The following is a 1,516-nucleotide window of genomic DNA, read 5'->3' on the forward strand; positions in this document are numbered from 1 at the left end:
TTTATTGATCCAGATGGAATGGCTCCACAGGATGTCATTATAAAAGGCAATATGAGTCAAGAAACTTTTGACGAGTTACAAGCATCGGCAGGAAATGAATTAAAGCTCTCTATGGATGAAAATGGAAATGTAACTTATACTCGTAATACTGATGGGCCTCTTTCTGAAAGTCAACAACAACTTGTAAATGCAATAGATGATAGCTCTATTATTGTAAATGTAAACACAACTAATGGTCATAAAGTAAGCGATGGTTCAGGAGTTAGTTTTATTGGAGGTGCTTTTAGTGGTAATCAGAAGATAGGGGAAACAGGAGGTGTAGCTTCAAAAAGTATAATTAGTACAGAACAAGATGTTAATCCTATTGTAACTAAAAAGTTAGATGATGCTAATGATAACCCAGGAGCAACAGTCTTGCATGAAGTTGTTGAGTCGTACTTAGGAGGTCTAGAAGCTCAAACTTGTGGATATGAATATGTGCCTCCAGCTCTAGATGAAAATTATGTTTATGATAAATCACATCAAGCTGCGCCACCTCAGGGAGGGAAAGTTTATAGAAGATATTATGATAGTAGAGGGGGGCAAGTTAATGCCTTGTATAGAGGAGGGAAAGAAAACTTCTTTACAATCAAAAAAGATGGAACTAAAGTAACAATATTAGAAATACAATATTAATTATGAAAAAATATAGTTTAATTTTAATTTTAATTTTAACGTCTTGTGATTTTAATCATAGAAATGAGAATAAAGAATTGGCTGAAAAAAAAATTTCTCAAGAGGAGCAAAAATATAGAATTTTGAAAATAGATTCTATTGACCAAACATATATTATTTATGCAAAGAAACAAGATTCTTTTTATAAAATAGTATCGTCAAAAAATGATTTCAAACAAGATTGTAATAAAATCAAAGTCAATCAAGACTATAAGTTAAAACTAGAATCTTTACTTTACCCTGAAAATACTAAACCAAGAAGAAAATTTGAACTTTCAGGTATAGATTATAATGGAATTACTATAAAGGTGGAAAAAGATTCAATAAAAGACATACACAAGTCATCGAATTTAAATGGACTTTGTTATGATAGATAATGATGTTAATGGGATAGTGTCCTCGTTAGCTCCACGCTCCCGCACAATTGTATCGTGTGGTAAACAAATAACTAGTGCCGTGCAATCTCTACGAATATTTTAAAATAATTTGTTCCTTATAAGGGATTGTATTAGAAATGAAATAGTTATGAAATTTGAATAAAAATTAAAAATTTGGAGTAAAAAGTAATGTTGTTTATTCAATGTTACTTTTTACTTTTATTAGAGGTTTTGATTTTACAGACACATCAAGTATTTTCATCCTGAGTAGAGTTGAAGGTTTTTTGTTTTGCTGTCTTTTGTAGGTTTTATGCTCGTTGAGATTTTGGGAATACTTTGAAAAAATTTTAGTTATTTTTTAGAAATCAGAAAGTGCCATTTATATTTCTTAAATTTACGATTCTAGTGGTGTAAAGCAAGAAAAG

At 30.2% G+C, this 1,516-nt stretch carries 2 protein-coding genes; both read left to right on the forward strand.

Translation table 11 applies throughout. The features are described 5' to 3' along the window. On the forward strand, window positions 1-675 hold a 675-nt coding region (locus tag AA088_RS18580), incomplete at its 5' end, for a hypothetical protein (RefSeq protein WP_052752949.1). Window positions 676-677: 2 nt separating this feature from the next. Beyond that, window positions 678-1,091, forward strand: coding sequence for a hypothetical protein (locus AA088_RS17405; protein WP_046746320.1), 414 nt, complete (start codon window positions 678-680; stop codon window positions 1,089-1,091). Window positions 1,092-1,516 lie beyond the last annotated feature (425 nt).

It is taken from the genome of Kordia zhangzhouensis, from assembly GCF_001005305.1.
Classification (GTDB): Bacteria; Bacteroidota; Bacteroidia; order Flavobacteriales; family Flavobacteriaceae; genus Kordia; species Kordia zhangzhouensis.